The sequence below is a fragment of the Enterococcus sp. DIV0240d genome, from assembly GCF_051711245.1.
GTDB classification, from domain to species: Bacteria; Bacillota; Bacilli; order Lactobacillales; family Enterococcaceae; genus Enterococcus_D; species Enterococcus_D casseliflavus.
Map to the genome: position 1 here is coordinate 2258400 of NZ_JBIOMG010000001.1, position 18139 is coordinate 2276538.

15 protein-coding genes and 1 tRNA gene are annotated in these 18139 nt (G+C 43.8%); 4 read left to right on the forward strand and 12 right to left on the reverse strand.

All coding sequences use genetic code 11. The annotated features are described in order from the left end of the window. Positions 1-32: 32 nt before the first annotated feature. The 5 genes from IGJ25_RS10695 to IGJ25_RS10715 form a co-directional block, all read right to left on the reverse strand. Positions 33-3455: an FtsX-like permease family protein gene (locus IGJ25_RS10695; RefSeq protein WP_318248579.1), complete on the reverse strand. Its 3423-nt coding sequence runs from the start codon at positions 3453-3455 to the stop codon at positions 33-35. Beyond that, positions 3456-4157, reverse strand: coding sequence for an ABC transporter ATP-binding protein (locus IGJ25_RS10700; RefSeq protein WP_015509898.1), 702 nt, complete (start codon positions 4155-4157; stop codon positions 3456-3458). Between the two features lie 195 nt (positions 4158-4352). Then, entirely contained in the window at positions 4353-5192 is an 840-nt protein-coding gene (locus tag IGJ25_RS10705) for an SDR family oxidoreductase (RefSeq protein ID WP_225001087.1), read from the reverse strand. Between the two features lie 122 nt (positions 5193-5314). Continuing rightward, positions 5315-6460 carry an N-acetylglucosamine-6-phosphate deacetylase gene (gene nagA / locus IGJ25_RS10710; protein WP_225001086.1) on the reverse strand — a complete coding sequence of 382 codons (1146 nt, stop codon included), beginning with the start codon at positions 6458-6460 and terminating at the stop codon, positions 5315-5317. Between the two features lie 68 nt (positions 6461-6528). Next, positions 6529-7374 (reverse strand): helix-turn-helix domain-containing protein, encoded by an 846-nt coding sequence (locus IGJ25_RS10715; RefSeq protein ID WP_015509901.1) that lies wholly within the window; start codon positions 7372-7374, stop codon positions 6529-6531. Between the two features lie 159 nt (positions 7375-7533). On the opposite strand from IGJ25_RS10715, the gene IGJ25_RS10720 reads away from it, so the two are divergent. After that, positions 7534-7713, forward strand: a complete 180-nt coding sequence (locus IGJ25_RS10720; RefSeq protein ID WP_005229977.1) for a hypothetical protein — start codon at positions 7534-7536, stop codon at positions 7711-7713. Between the two features lie 55 nt (positions 7714-7768). Here the strand turns inward: IGJ25_RS10720 and IGJ25_RS10725 are convergent, their stop codons facing one another. From IGJ25_RS10725 to IGJ25_RS10740, 4 genes are all read right to left on the reverse strand, one after another. Next, entirely contained in the window at positions 7769-8986 is a 1218-nt protein-coding gene (locus IGJ25_RS10725; RefSeq protein ID WP_438779315.1) for a pyridoxal phosphate-dependent aminotransferase, read from the reverse strand. 167 nt (positions 8987-9153) lie between these two features. Next, positions 9154-10029, reverse strand: coding sequence for an ABC transporter ATP-binding protein (locus IGJ25_RS10730; RefSeq protein WP_225001085.1), 876 nt, complete (start codon positions 10027-10029; stop codon positions 9154-9156). Positions 10030-10039: 10 nt separating this feature from the next. Next, complete coding sequence (locus IGJ25_RS10735) at positions 10040-11254, reverse strand: ABC transporter permease subunit (protein WP_115232460.1); 1215 nt, start codon at positions 11252-11254, stop codon at positions 10040-10042. Beyond that, entirely contained in the window at positions 11251-12363 is a 1113-nt protein-coding gene (locus IGJ25_RS10740; protein WP_225001084.1) for a hypothetical protein, read from the reverse strand. The genes IGJ25_RS10735 and IGJ25_RS10740 overlap by 4 nt, the downstream gene beginning before the upstream one ends. A gap of 194 nt (positions 12364-12557) precedes the next feature. On the opposite strand from IGJ25_RS10740, the gene IGJ25_RS10745 reads away from it, so the two are divergent. From IGJ25_RS10745 to IGJ25_RS10755, 3 genes are all read left to right on the forward strand, one after another. Beyond that, positions 12558-12640 (forward strand) — tRNA-Leu (locus tag IGJ25_RS10745). 406 nt (positions 12641-13046) lie between these two features. After that, entirely contained in the window at positions 13047-14273 is a 1227-nt protein-coding gene (locus IGJ25_RS10750) for an Ltp family lipoprotein (protein ID WP_225001083.1), read from the forward strand. A gap of 196 nt (positions 14274-14469) precedes the next feature. Next, complete coding sequence (locus tag IGJ25_RS10755) at positions 14470-15741, forward strand: hypothetical protein (RefSeq protein WP_225001082.1); 1272 nt, start codon at positions 14470-14472, stop codon at positions 15739-15741. A gap of 88 nt (positions 15742-15829) precedes the next feature. Here the strand turns inward: IGJ25_RS10755 and IGJ25_RS10760 are convergent, their stop codons facing one another. From IGJ25_RS10760 to IGJ25_RS10770, 3 genes are all read right to left on the reverse strand, one after another. After that, positions 15830-16057, reverse strand: coding sequence for a hypothetical protein (locus tag IGJ25_RS10760; protein ID WP_005229963.1), 228 nt, complete (start codon positions 16055-16057; stop codon positions 15830-15832). 64 nt (positions 16058-16121) lie between these two features. Then, positions 16122-16994, reverse strand: a complete 873-nt coding sequence (locus IGJ25_RS10765) for a VOC family protein (protein ID WP_225001081.1) — start codon at positions 16992-16994, stop codon at positions 16122-16124. 165 nt (positions 16995-17159) lie between these two features. Further along, on the reverse strand, positions 17160-17993 hold the full coding sequence (locus tag IGJ25_RS10770; RefSeq protein ID WP_225001080.1) for a sugar phosphate isomerase/epimerase family protein: 834 nt from the start codon (positions 17991-17993) through the stop codon (positions 17160-17162). Between the last annotated feature and the right edge of the window lie 146 nt (positions 17994-18139).

Sequence of the window (18139 nt, forward strand, 5' to 3'; positions counted from 1 at the left end):
TCCAGAATCATTCTGAGAAAAGGCTGTTTTTGTTACTCATTGGCTTTCAGTGCATCGATCATATTGACATGTTTCAGTTTGAAATACATTGCGATCCCTACCACGCTTGAAAATAAGCAGGTCAATCCAGCGGCATACACATAGCTCATTGGTTCGACTGTCGGTGAAAACATGGCGATATCGACTTCGATGGTCTGTAAGACAAATTGATGCTGAAGCACCCCTAATAATAAACCAAATGCAATGCCGAAGATCGTCAGAAAGATATTTTCACGAAAGACGTACATGGTCACTTCTCGATCATAAAAGCCCAATACTTTGATGGTCGACAACTCGCGAATGCGTTCCGCTATATTGATGTTGTTCAAGTTGTACAACACGATAAAGGCTAATGCCCCCGCAGACGAGATCAAGATCCAGATGACGATGTTCAAGGTTGCGGTCGTGTCATCTAAGGCATCCGCTGAAGCTGAGAGGAAGGAAACATTGATGACATTGTCTTGTGCCATCAAATCAGCCGCGATCGCTTCTTCCTCCGATTTCGTCAAACGCTGACTGAATTTCAATAACTCACTGTTGTAAGAAGGGGCGGCCTCAAAGATCTTTTGATACGCTTCTGGGGTCAAATAAGCAAAATGCCCTGTGTAGTTTTCTGCGATTGCAGCCACATTCAGTTCAAATGCTTCGCCGCTTTCATTCGTCAACGTTATCGTATCACCCACCGATAATCCAAACAACTTAGCAAGCTTTTCATTGATGATGGCGCCCTCTCCTTCTAGCTCGTAAGCTTCTCCTGAAACCCGATCATTCAAGTGGACAAATCTCGATAAAGCCGCAGGATCTTCTGGCACGGTGACGGTTACTTCTTGCTGCGTGACCCCCGATTGAGCCAACGTCAGACTTTCCGTATGCAAGAATAACCCTGCTTCAAAGCCTTCAATATCTTCTGAGGCGGCTTTTGTTTCACTCATTGCTTCAGAATCCTCATCATCAAAGGTGATCACCGCCTGATACTGCCAGATTTTCTCAAACTGTAAAGGAATGATATTGCTGATGGAATCTCTTAGGCCAAATCCAGTCAAGATCATGGAGGTACATCCCGCGATCCCTAAGATGGTCATGAGCATTCTGGACTTGTAGCGAAACAGGTTTCGCATTGTAACTTTTTGAATAAAACTTAAGTGCCGCCATATAACGGTGATTCTTTCTAAGAGAATTCGTTTTCCTGTTTTAGGTGCTTTTGGTCGTAACAATGAAGCCGATGACTGTCTTAAATCAAAACGTAAAACCAGCAGCGCGATACCGATGGTGCAAAGCAAGCTGACTCCCACAGCAATCAATGAAAGCCGCAAATACCATGGGGTGTCATACTCCGTGAGATTGTAAAGCGGTCCATAAGCTTGAATGATGATTGCTGGAAAAAAGGAAAAGCCGACTGCTAGACCCAATACAGCACCTGTGATGCCTGCTGCAGAGGAATAAAGCAAAAATTTCTGTCCAATCTCCCAGTTACGATAGCCTAATGCTTTCAATGTACCAATCTCACTGCGTTTTTCATCGATCATCCGCGTCATGGTGGTTAGACTGACTAACGCTGCAATCAAAAAGAAGATAACTGGGAAAATCGTCGCTAACGAAGAAACCCGTTCCGCATTGTCTTGGTACTCTGAATAACCAGGATTCGCATCGCGGTTTGCGACACGATAAACTGCCGGTTTTAGATCCAACAATTCCTGCTCTTTTTCAGCAACTTCTTTTTTGGCATCTTCAAGTTTTTCGCGTTCTTTTGGTGCTTTTTCTTTAAATTCGTCAAGCTTTTCTTGAAGGGTTGCTTCGTTTTCTCGATATTCTTGCCAACCAGCAGCTAATAAAGACTGACCCTTGGCTTTTTCAGAAGCTAAGGTCTCACGAGCGTCGCTCAGCTGCGTCTCTCCTTGGGTGATCTGGGTCTGCGCTTGTGCCAATTCTTGGCGCCCAGCTCTGATTTGGCTCCAGCCAGCATTGACTTGCTGTTGTGCCTGCTGAAGTTGCGCTTCTTGGTCATTGATCGCAGCCATTTGCCCAAGTAATTGCGCACGTTGTTGCTCACCTTCGGCAATGAGTGGACGCAATGTATCTTCAGCTGCCGTCAGCATAGTAGCAATCATCGTTTCATCGATTTCCTCCAGATCAGGAATCGGACCAAGGATATCTGTCGGCAGGTTCAACTGTGCCAGAGCGGCGGTTACTTGTGCATAGACGGTAGGCAGCTGGGCCATTTGCTCCTCTGCAGAAAGTTGACCCACACTTCTGATTTGATCCATGCCTTGGTATGCCAGCGCCAGTTGCTCCTCTACCTGCTGGATGCCCTTTTGTAGTTCAGGTCTTTGTGCCAAAACGGGTGCCAACTGAGCTTGGGCTGACTGTACTTGGGCTTCTTGCTGAATCAATGCTTGTTCATTTTGATCTAGCAGGCGTTGATTTTCGATCAATGCCTGTTTCCCCTCAGCTAATTTTTGCGCTTCTCCATTCAATTGCTCTTGGGCAGTTTGAATCTCTGTCTGAAAAGCTGCTTCTTGTTCCGTCAACTCCTGATGCGCCTGCGCCAATTTCTCTGTTGCGTCGTCAAGTTCCGCTTGCGCTTGCTGCAATGCTTCTTCGCCATCACGGATCTGTTCTTTGGCCTCATCAATGGCTGGTTGCGCTTCATCGATCAACTCTTGCCGCCGTCCTTGTGCCCGCGGAGCCAACCGTTCTTCTACTTCATCACTTACTTGATCCCTTTTTGTCTGATATGCTTCTGAATAGCTAGCCACTTGCGATAGCTCATCAAAACGAACTAACAATCTAGCATACGCAGTTTCTTTAAAATCTTCTTCTGGAATTACTGCAAAGTAATCGACCGTCCCATTCCCAACGGTACTATTGCCTCGATGAAAATTCTCAATAAATTCGGGACTATTGACAAAGCCAACGATCGTGTAAGTGTGCGTTTCTAGCTGGTTTTCACCGCTTTCTGGCAGTTCAAAAGTTTCATCTAGTGCAAACCCACCGCTGCTTTGTGCCGCTTGATCCAAAGCAATTTCCCCTGACTTTTGCGGCAATCGACCAGAAGTCACCTGATATTGATTGACTTGCCGCTCCTTCGAAAGGGAAAAGACACGGATCACGGCACGGTGATTTTCGGCATTGATATCGGCGATCTGCTCTGCTTCAACAGACGTGACACCAGGCATTTCTTCAATGATTTCCCGATCGGCAGTCGACAACCCTAAAGTTGACGCAATCGTAAAGTCAGCTAATTTCTGGCGAGCAAAATAATCTTCAGCTGCTTGTTCCATATTCGGACCAGTTGCACTGATCCCCACAAAAAAAGCGACCCCTAAAAAGATAATGCCTAATATGGACAAAAACCGCCCGGGTGCTTGCCTGATTTCACGTAAACTGGAACGTAATAATGTTTTTTTCATAGGCATTTACCAAGAAATAGAGGCAATTGGAATCGGATGAGTATTTTTTTCCATCTTGCGGACCTTTGCATCATTGATATGGATCACACGATCAGCCATGGGAGCCAATGCGCTGTTATGTGTAATGATCAAAACGGTCGTCCCAGTCTCGCGAGCCGTTTTTTCTAGAATTGCTAGAATCTGTTTCCCCGTTTCATAGTCAAGTGCCCCAGTTGGTTCATCACAAAGCAGCAATTTGGGCTTCTTCGCAATAGCACGAGCGATCGTGACTCGCTGCTGCTCGCCACCAGACAATTGCGCTGGAAAGTGATCCAAGCGATCACCAAGCCCAACTTGGGTCAAGATCTCAGCTGCATCAAGTGCCTCTGGCACGATTTGTGCTGAGAGTTCAACGTTTTCTCTGGCTGTCAAATTAGGGACCAAATTATAAAACTGAAAGACAAAACCGACATCTTTGCGGCGATAGGTCGTCAATTGTTTGGCATCAAAGCCAGCAATATCTGTTCCATCAACGATCACTTTGCCACTATCACATTGATCCATTCCGCCTAATATGTTCAAAACGGTGGACTTACCAGCGCCACTTGGACCAAGGATAAGTGCGATCTCTCCTTTTTCTACGGAAAACGAAACACCATCATTAGCAGCAATAACCGTGTCGCCCATTGTGTATTTCTTCACTTCTTTCACAACTTCGATATAACTCATTATGTTCCTCCAAGAATTCCAGCGCCGCATGCGCTTTCTCGCTTAATAGTGTATCATACTTATTCCTGCGAAAGAAACAGCAAAAAAGCAGCTTATTTTATCAAATTAAAAAATCTGAGACAAAATGATGCTCATTCTGTCCCAGAATCGATTTTACACTTCCATCTAATTTGATTGACAAAGAACAAAAACCAATCATTGTGCTTGGTCGGCAATTCTTCGCTGGGTTTCTTCCCAAAGTTTTTGCGCTTGCTGCCGCTCATCAAGGATCTCCGTCGGCACTGCCTGACGATCGACAAAGTAGCGCCCGCTAATGCCAGCCACCTCGGGGCTTAGTGCCAAATATATCGCTGTATCAGACCCTTCCTCAGGTGTTTTGAAAAAAGGCGTGAGCATTTTGTAGACAGATTGACCAAATCCTGTCTGTCGGCTGACCCCTAAGCTCGTCGCCACAGCTCCTGGATGCAATGCATTGGCAGTAACGGTCGTATTGCGCAGTTGAAACGCAAGCGCATCTGTAAATAAAATCAGGGCTTTTTTTGAGCGGCCATATTCCCGCCAAGGCAAAAAATTCGCCACATCGAAAAAGCGCTGATCCTTTTTCTTTACAAATTTGTAAGCACCAGAAGCAACATTAACGATCCTACCAGCATCCGCACGTTTTATTAACGGCAATAACTGACGGGTCAGTTCAAAATGCCCCACGTAGTTTACGCCCAGCATTTGTTCAAATCCATCGGCTGTTCGCTCTTTTTTTAAATTGACGATGCCCGCATTATTGATCAGTACATCCAATTTCTCAAAGCGGGCGTTGATTTCAGCGGCTGACTTGCATACGCTAGCCAACGACCCCAAATCACCGATCACTAGATCGATGCTTGGATTGCCTGTCTCTTCCTTCAAACGTTGCTGTGCTGCTTGCCCTCGTTCGGCAGAACGGCAATACAAAATCACATGCATCCCCAATTCTGCCAATTGTTTGGCTGTTGCAAAGCCCATGCCAGCGTTGGCACCCGTAACTAAAATCGTCTTCAATTTGCCACCTTCCCCTTCTAAGAATACCGTTTTCTATCATCATAACTGAAAACAAAAAAATCTGCTCAAAAAACAGATCAAGAGAAGCTCTCTTCTTGTTTCTTGAAGCAGATTGTTTCATTTTATGCTTGGTAACGGCAAAGACCATCTAAATAAGTGGCTGCTAAATTCATTTCTTGATCCAAAACAATGAAGTCAGCTGGACGACCTTGCTTGATCATACCGCAAGCGTGGTCGATCTTGCAGCTGATCGCTGGGATCAAGCTGGCCATCATGACCGCTTCTTGAGGAGTAGCAATTCCCCACTCTACAACATTTTTCACGGCTTCTTTTAGTTTCAAGATGCTGCCAGCAAGATTGCCTGTTTCCATTCGAGCCGTGCCATCTTTTACAACTACTGGAAATTCACCTAAAATGTAATCACCGTCTGGCATACCGCCAGCCATCATACAGTCGGTGATCAAGGCCACATGGTCGTGACCAGCTTTTTCCATCAAAATCTCAGCTGCTTGAGGATGTACATGGTGGCCATCACAAATCAACTCAGAAAAAACTTCTTTTAATGAAAGTAAGGCACCAACCATTCCAGGTTCACGATGGTTTAATCCGCGCATTCCGTTGAAGGCATGAACAAAGACACTGGCACCAGCTTCTACTGCTGTTTGCGCTTCTTGTAACGTTCCGTTACTATGCCCTAGTGCAACCACTACGCCTTCTTCCGTCACTTGCGAAACAAATTCCTTCACACCTTCGCGCTCAGGAGCCAAGGCGATTTTCTTGATAATTCCACCAGAAGCTTCTTGCCATTCATGGAAGGTATCAATATCAGGATCACCAAAATAGATCGGATTTTGTGCCCCTTTATGTTCTTCAGTAAAGAACGGTCCTTCAAAGTAGATCCCTTGGATCTTCGCTCCTGTAACTTCGTCTTTGACTTTCCCAACGGTTTCAGCAACATCCCGCAATCGTTCTTTGCTAGATGTTAAGGTTGTCGGTAAGAACGATGTCACACCACAAGACAAAAGACCTTCTGACATGGCTTTGATGCCTTCTGCATCGTTATCCATCACATCATGGTTCATAAACCCGTGGATATGAGTATCCACAAGACCCGGTGCTACCCATTTGCCTGAATAATCTTCTACGTCTGCACCAGCAGGGACTTCATCGACGATCGCGCCGAATTTTCCCTCCTTGACCTCCAAGTAACCAGGGCCATGAACCGCTGATTTCAGAAAGAATTTGTCTGCGTAAATATATTTATTCATCTTGATCGCTCCTCTATTTCTTTTCTTCCTTAAAAGTACTCTTATTTGCAGCAGAAGTCAAGAAAGGTCTACACCACTTTGTCAGATTGGCGAATATCCATGACGGCACGATACAGTTGAAAACTTTTTTCAGCTGCTTTTTCTTCTTTTAGTCTTTGAAGCAATTGTCCTTTTAGTTCAAACAATTCTTCTAGAAAATATAAGCTATTTTTCTCTCTCGCTAGAGCAATGCCTTCGTTGGTTACTTTTAGCGCGCGACAGTCTTCTTGTTGCTCTTTTAAAAAGACCGCATAGTTGTAATAAATTTTGGTCAGCGCTGTGGACAGTCGCTCTGGCGGCAAGGCATGCATGGCATCGTAGGCTTTTTCTAAGTAAAAACGCGCCTCACCCAGTTGCAGCAAATCACTATAGACACGACCCATGCAGCTCAGGATACGAATTTCCATCACCGAAACATTGGTCTTATCCTGTTGATAGGAATAGGCCAGTCCTTTTTTCAGCGCCTCAAGGGCGGCATCATAGTTTTGATCGAGGAAATAATCACAGCTGCCTAGATAGTAGTAATACATTTGCATATCTGAATCCAGATACAGATAATCCTTGATCGCCTTGTCTTCCATTTTTTCCCGCATTTCTTGAAATTGTTTATGGACAAAATGTGATTCGATTTCGGCAAAGATTTGATTGGTTTTGTTGATCTCTTCCGAATGAAGCATCATTACTTGATCTAAGGTGACGCCTAAGCGTTGGCAAATTTGATACATCACCCAGACATTGGGCAGCTCTTCGTTGTTTTCGATACGACTTAACACACTTTGCGAACAAATATCTTCCGCTAACATCTTCTGGGTCATCTTTCGTTTCAACCGAATTGAACGGATATTTTGACCAAAAGATTCATCTCTTTTTTTCATAATCGTCCTCCAGGGGGAATTCTAAAAAAATCGAACGTTTCTTGTCAAAAATGCGAATTCGCATTTTTAATTTTCTTTATTTTAGCACATAATGACAAAAAGGAAAGCAATTTCAAGAATGTCTTGTTATTTTTCCACAATTTCAAATGAGGTGTTAAGATGACGATCGACAGTACGATCTTTTTTACATGGGAAGGCAAAAAATACCAAGGGATCATCGAACGGGAATATGAAAATTCGGTCCTCGTTCAAGTGACCGATCCTAGTGCTGAAATGCTGGATAAGTTTACCAATCGGATGATTGTCAGCAAAAAAATTTGTCAACCAGTTACCGAATAAAAACATAAGCACCGCTCCCTCACGATCGCTGAAGGAGCGGTGCTTTTTCATGTACTTACTTCTGGCGATACGCTGCCAAGAATTCTGTCATTTTTTCAGCAGTCGTTTTTAAATCTTCCATATTAGGAAGGTAGACGATACGGAAATGATCGGGCTGTTGCCAATTGAACCCACCGCCGTGCACCAACAAAATATGGTGTTCATGTAAAAAGTCGAGAACAAATTGTTCATCATTGGTAATGTTAAAGCGCTGAATATCAATTTTAGGAAAAATATAAAAGGCTGCTTTCGGTTTCACTGCTGACAATCCAGGAATATCATTGATTGCCTTGTAGATAAACTCTCTTTGTTCATAGATTCGACCACCTGGCAGCAGCAGCTCATCGGAGCTTTGATAGCCGCCTAATGCAGTCTGGACGATTTGTTGCGATAAAACATTGGAACACAGCCGCATCGATGACAACATATTCAAGCCTTCGATATAGTCTTTGACATTGGACTTATCCCCGCTGAGAACCATCCAGCCAACGCGGAAGCCTGCCACTCGGTGAGACTTAGACAAACCGCCTAGCGTCACAACGAAGCGATCTGGTGCTAGTTTAGCAATCGGTACATGGACATAATCATCCATGACTAAACGGTCATAGATCTCATCGGAGAAAATGATCAAGTCATGCTCACGAGCAACCTCGACGATTTGTTGCAAAACTTCTTTCGGATAAACGGCGCCAGTGGGATTATTTGGATTAATAATGACGATGGCCTTCGTCTTGCTGGTTACTTTGGCTTTGATATCCTCTATATCAGGATTCCAATCTGCTTGTTCATCACAAATATAATGGACGGGTTTTCCGCCAGCTAATGAGATCGAAGCAGTCCACAAAGGATAGTCTGGCATCGGCACGAGCACTTCGTCCCCATTGTTACATAACCCTTGCATACACATCGTGATCAGCTCGGAAACACCATTACCTGTGTAAATATCATTGATGGTCACATCAGGAAATTTTTGTAATTGATAATATTGCTCGATCGCTTTACGGGCCGAGAAAATCCCTTTTGAATCAGAATAGCCTTCCGACTCTCGCACATTCATGATTAAATCTCTAACGATTTCATTTGGGGCTTCAAAGCCAAAGGGCGCGGGATTCCCAGTATTTAATTTTAAGATACTGATGCCTTCTTCTTGCATCCGATCAGCTTCTTCTAAAACAGGGCCGCGTACATCATAACTGACCCCTTCAAGTTTTGACGACTTTGAAAATTTCTTCATATTCCATTTCTCCTTTAACCATAGGTCAACGTCAGGTTATTGGTTCTCGTCGTTGATCTCTTTTCAGATTGAACCTATTATAGCAAAAAAATTTTAACTGTGGCGAAAATTTTTCACCTCTCGGTCGAGAGGGCTTGCCCTGCGTTCATCCACTGAATTTGGTTCATTCAGAAATTTTCAGGAAAATACTTCAAGTACAATTCATTTAACGCCAAATGCCCCACCGAAAAATCAGTGATTCCTGCTGCGATAAAACGTTGCGGCAACTGCGGATCGTTGATTTCTACTAGATAGATCCGCCCTTGCAGATCGATAGTCACTGTCGTTAACTCTGGAAAAGCCACCAAGAAATCCGCCGAGTCCGTCTTTACATACAAGGGTTCATTGACCAATGACTTGCGGCCAAGGTATTCGTGAATGATCTTACCGTCTTTTAAAAACAAGACCCGATCCGCGTAAGAATCTAAATTCGTCAGAATATGCGAAGCGATCACGATCGCTTTCTTTTGCTCCCGCAAGGCTTTCAACACGTTAGAGATCAATTCGACATTTGTCGGATCTAAGCCATTCATCACCTCATCCATCAGCATGTATGGCGTATCTGTCACGATCTGCATCGCAAAACACAGACGTTGCCGCATCCCCAGCGAATAGGTTCTCACTGGGCGTTTGATATAATCGCTCATTCGCAAACGAGCAATCGTTTCTTCCACCAAGCGTTCCTCTGAACGCCACATTCGCTGATACAGTTTCAGATGCTCGAGTCCGCTTAAATCATTGTACAAATCATTTTGGTCAGGAAAAAATGAAATTTGTTGATGCGCTGCCACTTCTGATTTTTTGGTCACATATACTTGACTGCCGTTTAAAAATACTGCGCCTTCATTCGGCTGGATGAAATTCATCGCCACATTCAGTAGCGTGGATTTCCCAGTGCCGTTAGGGGCGACTAACCCGACGATCTCCCCGGGAGAAAAAGCAACGGAAAGTTGATCCAATACTTTTCTCGTATACGTGACAGTCACATTTTTCAGTTCTAACATATCGTTCCTCCTATGCCAAATGAAATTTTTTGCGTTGGATCGTCAAAAAGAAACACAATTCGATCAGAAGCCAAACCCCGCCTAATAAAAGTAAGCCTTTTTCCATCGTAAATCCTGCAGAACCAAAGTAAAAGCGTGTCCAGCCTGAAAGGACTTGTCCCACATTTTGATACAGATAGACATACAGCGTTTTATCAAGGTAGGCACTAAACCAGCGCCGTTGGAAAAGAAAGGGCGAAAGCAAACAAAAACCAGCCACAAGCAGATTAATCAGCTCTGAGCGAAACAGGGCACTGAACAGCAAGATGCCGCGACAATAAAGAAACTGCAAGAAAAGCGTTGCAAGAAAACATTGACTTAAAAAAAGACCGATGGCTTGTGTTTCAAAAGCATTGAAATCGGTGATCGGGTAGCGGGCATCAAAGGACGATGATAAAATCGTGACTGGCAGTTCCAAGGAGCCAAAGCCGAATTGAATACCAGAGCCAAACCAGATAAAGAACATGGTTCCTAGCGTTGCGATTGCAGAACCAACCATCAACGCTGCCGTTTTGCTCCAAAGGATCTCTTCTGTCGATAATGGCAGTGAAAGAAACAGAGATTTATGTCTTCGTTCTTTTGGTAGACAATCGATCGCCAAAAATAAAGAAACAGCAATTAATAGAATCGGTAAATATTCAGTAAAGCTTCGCTGTAATGCTTGCACCCCCGTTTTTTGCTCCATGACTGCTTGAGAGAGTTTGCTATTGGGCAGCTGGCTAAAAGCCTCCATCAGTTTTGCGGTTGATGCATAGCCGAAGCGCCCGTCATACCCAGCATAGTAATTTCGAAACGTGTAATAATCAGGGGTATAAAATATATTTCGTTCATCGGTAAATTGCAAAGCGAGATGGTACCAAGTACTTGTGCTTTGTGCGTATGCTTGCCAGTCTTTCTCGGCTAGCGCGTCGAGCCGTTGTTTTTCTGCTTCATTCCATGGGGTAAACATTTCGACTGCCATGAATGCCGACCAATGGTCAGAGGGATTGGCTGCTTGTTGATCAAGAAAATCTTGTCGCACGGTATAGCGTTGTTGCATTTCTGTTTTATCTACTCGTTCAATCGGGCGAAAGTCTCTTTGCCAAAAACTGTAAACGCCGCTGTAGATCAGCAGCAAGCAAAAAAGGCCAATGGTTTTCTTGCTTTTTAACAGCTGGCGTAATTCAAAGAAAAAATAGTCTTTCATTCTTTACCTCCTCTCAACAAGCGATTCTGTTTATCCGCAACAAGCATGATGCTTAAACAAAGGAAGATCCACACTAGCGTCAGCAGCCAACTGGCATAGACGCCCCAAGAAGTGCCAGAGCCCAAAGCAAAGGCACCCGAATAAAATTTATCCATAGCAGCTAGATGAACTGGTAATATAGGGATCTTTTGCAGCATCGGAATCAAGCCGAATCCATAAAAAAGCACCAGTAAAAAGAAAGAGACGTATCGATTGGCTGCGACCATGTTCATGACAAAACCTAAGCATTCGATCAAACCAATCAGCAAGGCAAAAGAAACCATACTAGATAAAACACTCTGCCAAAAAGGTAAGGCTACCCAATCCCCACTGAGATAGACGGCTACTGGATACTGCCAATCCCCGAACTCCCCCAGAAGGCTCATTGAAAGAAAGACGCCTAAGAAAAACACGAGCAAGATTCCTAAACTGGTGATCGTTTTGACAAAAACCTTACTGACCATCCGAATCGGGAAAATCTGTGGGTATGAGCGGATCAAGGAGAAGTGTTCTCTTTCTTCTAATAAATTGTCACTAGCAAAAAAAGCCCAGAAGAAGAACCCAAAATTCAGTAAAAACGTTATTGCCAAAGCGACAGCCGTCTGGGTATTGGCAGCCGTGAGAACCGGATCTTTTTGTTGCTCGACTAAGGCTTGATAGACCGTTTGCTCTTGTTCGATCGACCACATCGGCGGTAAAAAGGCTTTGTCATCAACTGAAGACGCCCAAATCTGCTTTTTTAGCTCCGCCATTTGAATACTCGTTTGATTAAATCGTTCATATTCCTCCATAATCAAGTTGGACAGCTGCCGTGAGGTCAGAGTATTGTTATCAAGTAATAGCTGATATACCTCTTGCTCATCCGGTGAACCAGATTGATTGGCTTGGTAGCGATCAACAAGCCGTGAAGCCTCCGCTTTTTCTGCGGTAATGGTAGCAGGCAAGTTGACAGGTTCCATTAGTTTCAAATAAATGGAAAAACAACAGCCTAAACTAAAGGCTCCAATGAGTAGGAAGATGAATGTTTTCTGCTTAACAGCTTTTGCCAGTTGGTTTTTAAAATAGTTCATTTGCTCTCCTCTCAAAAAAAATTATTCATTCTTTTAGCATACCTTTTATGGAAAAAAATGCAATCTAAAGTCTGAAAATTCTTTCAAATAGCATTTGGAAAAGTTATTGACAAACCTGCTGAAAATCAGGTAAGATATTTTCTAGACGCGGCGTGACAGAACTACCTCAGCCTGCGTTTCCTTCTATAGTATTTGCGGAAATGACGGAATGGCAGACGTGCAAGATTGAGGGTCTTGTGAGCAATCGCTCGTGTGGGTTCAAATCCCATTTTCCGCATCCTTACAGCTTCCCCATTGTGGGAAGCTTTTTTTTGTTTGCACAAAAGATCCCCCCTTGGTGATCCTTCAATGAATTCCCTCGATCGCTTTGATCTTGAGTACCTACTCCTCAAAAGTTGAGAGTAACCTTCCTTTCCCCAAAGATAAACAATCCAATAAAAATCCTTTTATCGTTTCATTTAGTGATATTTTTCATATAAAATGAATAATATAACGATTATTCATAAAATTTAGTTCAATGTTCCGTCTTTTCTTATTAGCGTATCAGAAACAATTGCTTGAATGAACTTGTGATGGAAATCTTTTCAACATTTTTTCCATTCACCTGCCCTCCTCCTTCCCCCAGATGAACCAACCTCTGCCGACCGTTTTCTCAGTTACTTTCGATAGAAAGAAGGAGTCTAATGAAAAAAAGAATACTGATCACCCTATTGTCATTCGTTATTTTGCTTATCGGCTGCACGAAGGCAGATGAAGAACTGTCAGAGACCGTTGCGCTTGGCATCGACGCACGACTGGAATATACAAACCAGTCTGGAACGGGTTGGGCCTATTATCAACCAGCAACCTTAGAATTGCTGATTGCCGGCAGCCAAGCCGAACTGGCTATTTTGGAAGAACTTGATTCTTCCGACGAAAACCTTCAGCAATTGATCAGCCACACGATTGATTTGATGGCAACCGCTGAACGAGCGTTAGTGGAGCGTCGGATCGATGTCCCTGCTTGGTTTGCCGCTCGCATTGGTCGCAGCCAAGCCCTTGCTGCAATCCATGAAAAAAGTCCGATCATCCTCAGTAATCAAGACAACCTCAACAGTCTACTAGAGGTAGCAAACGAAACGATTCCTGAAGCCGATCCGCGGGAAAAGCTGGGGCTTTTGGCAGACGATATCGAGCAGCTTCAGCAGCTCACAGAAGATGCGCTTACTCTTCATCGCACAATCGAACTTGACGATGGACTCACTGCCACCGTTTACCACACAAGCGAAACAAATGTTGACGTCTTCGTTTTTGCGATGCCCGATGAGGAGTACGCATCTGGGTTTACTGTTCTGAATCGGGAAACTGCCGACGAGCAAAAAGCTGCTTTCTATGAAACGATTTTACGAGCGCTCGCCGTAAATATTCCTCGTGAATCGTTGATGTTTATGAATCGATTCGATCAATCTTCTGATGAACATCAGCTGGCGGTGATGACCTATGGCTTTGATCATGACATTGATCAAGACATGGTCACTACCGTGTATCAACAGCTTCAAGAAGCAAACGCCAAACAAGACGCAGCTTCGGCTTTGCAGCAAGAGCAAAACAATGACGAACAAACTCAGACCGAGAATGAAGGATCTTCAGAACAAAGACGAGCGATCGCTCGTGCCGAATCCTATACGAACCTCATGGCTTTCTCACGTGCACGATTGATACAACAATTAGAATTTGAAGGGTTTACCCATAATGATGCACAATGGGCAGTTGATCAGCTCACGATTGATTGGAACGAGCAGGCGTTGAAGAAAGCAAATAGTTACCATTCCTTGATGAGTCTTCCTCCTGACAACATTCGCCGGTTATTGACTTTTGAAGACTTTTCAGAAGAACAAATCGACTACGCGATGACAAACATAGGTAACTAAAAGCTAGCGAAGAAAAGGGCATCGCGATGCCCATATGCTGTTGTAGTGACCCCAAAAAGTTAGGTTTTTTGGTCTAACTTTGGGGGTCAGTTGATGTCCCTTATATTGTGGCTATGTTTATACCCAAGAAAGTGCTCTGATGCGTTCATTCGTACAAATTGGCGAGGTTTACTAGAGTCTCACGAGGAGGAGAAAAATGAAAAAACAAGTTTTGTTGCCTTTATTACTAATACTGTCCCTGATTTCAGGATGTGGGACGATAAATTCAGCAAGCCCTGAGGAACTTTCTGAACGCATCGGTGCAGCTTTAGATGCTGGTTGGGAACATACCTATCATGCAGAAAATCTTACTTATGATTTAAGTATTGAAAATCTCGAACTGATGATTCGAGGCAAAGAAGCAGAATTGGCCTTTCTAGACCAGGTCAATAGCAACTCAAAACACAAGGCGGCATTCATTGAAAACACGGAAACAATGATCGCACTCGCTCAAGAAGCGATCGAAGCTCGCTATCTGGATATGCCCAGTTGGGTTGCCGCTCGCAATGGCCGTATCGAAGCCTTACTTGCCATCCATGAAGAGAGCCCGATCATCGTCAGTAGACGAGCAAAATTGCAAGAATTATTCAACGAATACGAAGAGGATTTGGCACTAGTGACCGCTGGAGCAAACAATCCTCTTGCCGATGAAGAAGGAATCAATGAAGATACACGAGAAAAGCTTGGTTTGACACCTGATACACTTGAGCACTTACACCAACAAAGCGAAGACCAAGAAATCGAGTGGCAGAGTGCGATTGATTTGGCGAACGGTGTGACCATGAATGTCTTTTCAACAAAACATGAGCCAGTGGGGATTCTCACATTTACGAATGCTGGTGAGACCTCCCCTTCCGCAATCACTTTGTTTAATGGACAAACGACGGAAATCGTTCCCGAGATAATGACTCCTTACGAAGCCGTTTCCGCTTATTTTTACGAAATTGCCGATGCTGTTTATGAAACGATTCCATACGGTTATCGATTTCTGGTTGAATCACTATGGCTTGAACTGGAAAACGACAATCGTTTTCAGTTCAGAACCTACGTGTTTGATAACGAAGTGACCGAGGAAACGATTTTAGCAGGGTTTCATCTCGCCCCGACTGTAGCAGCACGCTATGAGCGCGAAAACAATGCGACAGAACGAGAACTTGAAGCCTTTTTCCTCGTTAGAGCGCAAGGAAATCGTCGCTTTTATTCAAAACAAGAGATGGCAGAACTGTTAGAAACAGAAGGTTTTACTGCGGAGGAAACACAATGGGCACTAGAAACCCTAGATGTAGATTGGTATCGCCATGCTTTAGGACGCGCCAATCAATCCCGTCGGGTGTTAGGGATCCGTCAAAGAAATATGGCTGCTCATCTTGAAGGGAACGGCTTCTCACCTGATGAGATCGAATTTGCGATTGAAAACATGGAAAATTAATATGTAGGGGACGAGACCCCATTTCCCATTTTGTCTTAGCTTAAACAAAAAAACGACCAATCTTCCTGTTTAAGATTGGTCGGTTTCTTTATTTTTTGGTTTTGATTGGTACCATGGCTTTGCGCCGATGCTGCTTCATTATTGCTTGAAGACCATAGACACCAACTCCGATAATTCCTGCAAAAGCCGAAAAAGCAATAAAAATCACAGGAGACGCCCCACTTTCTATTAATTGTTTCCCTTGGACAAAGAAAAATAAGCCCATGCTGATCAATAATGCTAGAAATAGTGATTGTCCCGCCCCGTTTTTTTTCATGCTTGCTCTCCTTTTACTTGATTATAGGTTATTCTCTCATTTAATGAATGAAAAAACCTCCATCTTAAGGCTGATTCTTTCTTTCGATGATCAGATTGATCCCATTCGGATCAGTCAAATGCAAGCGGCTGTCTGTTTCTAACTCATACGAAACGCCTCTTGCCTTGAGATGACTTCGTAACGTAGAAAAAGCCAAAGCTGGCAAAACGATCGTAAAGTACGCTAAGCCTAGATCCTGTTCTTCCATAGCTGGAACATTTCTTCCCATCCAAATATTCGATCCGATATGGTGATGATACGCACCAGCAGCAAAAAACTTTGCTTGGCTACCAAAATCTGAGGTCAAACGCATGCCTAAAACTTCTGTGTAGAATTCTTCTGTTTTTGCCAAGTCCGCCACTTTCAAATGGACATGCCCCACCGTGGTGCCAACTGGAAAGGTCGTTTGAGATCGGTCAGCGGCTCCCAGCACGCCTTGCGCGTCCATTTCGATAGTAACGCCTACGATCTCACCATCTGCTCGAATATCCCATTCACTCATCGGTTTGTCACGATACACTTCGATCCCATTTCCTTCTGGATCGCTCAGGTATAACGCTTCACTATATCCATGATCGCTGGCACCATCCAGGGGAGCTTTGGCTTCCAAATAATGAATCAGCATATTTCCTAGGTCTTTACGGCTAGGCAAAAGAAACGCCGTATGGAAAAGGCCTGTTTTCCGTGTCAAAGGCAACGGATCACTCACCTTCTCTAGAACTAAAAGCGCTTGCGCTCCCACGCCTAATCGCGCGTGATCTACACTTTGCTCCAATAAAGTCAGGCCGATCACGTCCGAATAAAACTGGCTCATTTTTTCTATGTTTGCTACTTTTAAAACGACTTTGCCAATTGCGGCTGCTGCATCGATTTGATAGGTGGATTGAATCATTTTCATCGCTATTTCCTCTTTTCTAAACAGTTAAATTCACTTGTACCTTTAAGTATAGCACTAACTTTTAGTAAGTAAATAAATCTGCTTGTTGAGGAAAGGATTCCGTGATCTCCCGTGATTCCTTGAAATAAAGCATTTCCACATCAGTCACAATCAAAGACATCTGCCTCACTTTTTCAATGCTTCAATCAGTGAAATGGCTGGCTGCATCGCTTCTTCGGTCGTCCCTTCTAACACAACATAACAATAAGGCTTGTATTCAGCGGTGATGGCCAATAGTTGTTGATAATCAATCATTCCTTCTCCCAATGGGACTACCTTGATTTTCCCATCGATTACTTGATAGTCTTTCAAGTGCAAGCAAACGATGGCATCGCCAAAGCGAGAAAAAGCTTCCCTTGTCAAAGCGACTTGCTCTTGATAGTTCTTCGCAGTAATCAGATTGGTTGGATCAAAGATGATCCCTAAATAGTCAGAGGGTACCCGTTCCAGCAATTCTTCGATTCGGTCGATCGATGATAGTGGATGATTCAAGCCCGCTTCAATTCCTAGCATCACTTGATGTCTCTTAGCCACTTGGACCAAACGCTTGATCACCTGAACCAAATCATCGAAAACGACGTCACTAAAATTTTCCTCGGTATACCCCATATTTGGCAAAACCGAACCAGTTTCACTTGCGACCATAGCTGCATCAAAATATTTGGCATGTGCGAGATAGGTCTCGAATCTGGATAAAATCGCTTCCCGTTTTTCCAGATCAGGATGGATCAGATTACAATAACAACTTAATAAAGCGACCTGAACGTGAGATTGACCAAAAACTCGTTTGAAAAAGCGGCCTAAACCAGGGCTTAATTGCTCTGGCTCTGCCCATTGTGGGAAGGATTTATTTAATGCAAATTGAATGTTATGAATGTATTGGGCGGCAATTTTTTGCGCTAATTCTTCTGGGGACCCATAATTCTTTAAATCATGCCCCCGAACAGTTAGTTGAAACATAGCTTCTCCTTTCTTCACTGCTTTTGAAGCAAAAAGAAGACCAAGCAGCCAATCACTTCAACTGGTCTTGGTCTTCAAATCTTTCAGCAGTAGCGGCTCCTCACTTCATCCATTTCTTCTCAATAGATGATCAGAACCTTTTGTGA